This window comes from Limosilactobacillus vaginalis DSM 5837 = ATCC 49540 (assembly GCF_000159435.1).
Classification (GTDB): domain Bacteria; phylum Bacillota; class Bacilli; order Lactobacillales; family Lactobacillaceae; genus Limosilactobacillus; species Limosilactobacillus vaginalis.
The window spans coordinates 97,500-98,834 of record NZ_GG693413.1 but is presented as its reverse complement, the minus strand read 5'-3'; the positions used below and the strand labels follow the sequence as shown (position 1 = coordinate 98,834).

Annotated in this window: 1 protein-coding gene; it reads left to right on the top strand. The window is 33.6% G+C overall.

Annotation, left to right across the window (positions count from 1 at the left end; translation table 11 throughout):
- Positions 1 to 382: 382 nt before the first annotated feature.
- Positions 383 to 1,318 (top strand): site-specific integrase, encoded by a 936-nt coding sequence (locus HMPREF0549_RS03665; RefSeq protein ID WP_003716901.1) that lies wholly within the window; start codon positions 383 to 385, stop codon positions 1,316 to 1,318.
- Positions 1,319 to 1,335 lie beyond the last annotated feature (17 nt).

The following is a 1,335-nucleotide window of genomic DNA, read 5'->3' as shown; positions in this document are numbered from 1 at the left end:
GGATAATAAGTTTGTCAATTTCCCATTTATGGTAAAGTCATCTGCTATAAAAATTCTGACTGCTAAAACTGATTATCCTTTATACTTTTTATACCAGATACTACAAAATTTATAAAAGAAGGACATGCTCGTCATTACATCTCTGTTGTACAGAAATCAAGTGTTAAAGTACCAGAGCAACACCATGAGCAAGAAAAGGTTTCCCTACTTTTAAAAAATTTACAAGCCTCATTAGAATTGCAGCAAAAGAAGGTAACAAATTTAAATACTCTCAAAAAGTTCCTCCTCCAAAACCTTTTCATCTAACCATTGCATAAAATCAACCTCCAACAAATAATACATTTGTGTTCTTGACACAAAATTATTTATTGGAGGTTTTATTATGTCTCGAAAACACTACAGCACTAAATTGTTCTATAAGTATTACATTGATTGGATTAGGTTATATAAAGAGAAAGCGGTTCGGAAAGTTACGCTTGATAAGTACTACTTAACATACCGTAAAATTAAACAGTTAGCGCCCGAGTTGCACATGAATGATTTAACTCGGCAATCATATCAAAAATTATTAAATGATTATGCAACTACCCACGAAAAACAGACAACCCTTGATTTTCATCACCACTTAAAAGCTGCCTTAGTAGATGCGTTAGATGAAGGTTTATTAGAACATGATCCTACTAGACGAGCAATTATTAAAGGGTGTGCTCCTAGTCATAAGAAAAGTAAATTTCTTAGCCTTTATGAATTACAAAAGCTTCTTCGCCATCTTAATCTTGGTGATGAATTAAATTGGGATTGGTTCATTTTACTCGTTGCTAAAACAGGATTACGGTTTGCTGAAGCATTAGCATTGACGCCAGAAGACTTTGATTTTGAAAAGCAAGAAATTATTGTTAATAAATCATGGAACTATAAAAGCCCAATTGGCAGCTTTCAAAAGACAAAGAACGAATCTTCTAATCGTACCATAATGGTTGATTGGCACTTAATGAATCAATTTCGTTCACTCGTTGATGGTAAAGAAAGTAACTGGCCAATATTCGTTCAACATAATAAGCGAGTTTTTAATTCGACAATCAATGAATTGCTAGAGAAGTATTGCTATAAACTTGACATCCCTACGATCTCAATTCACGGCTTACGACATACTCATGCCTCACTATTGTTATATGAAGGAGTATCAGTTGCTAGTGTTGCTAAACGACTAGGACATGCTAATACGACAACAACGCAAGAAACATATATCCATATCATTGAAGAACTTGAAAATAAAGATAATGATAAAGTCCTGCATCATTTGTCACAACTAAGCTAAAGAAAATGGCGACACCT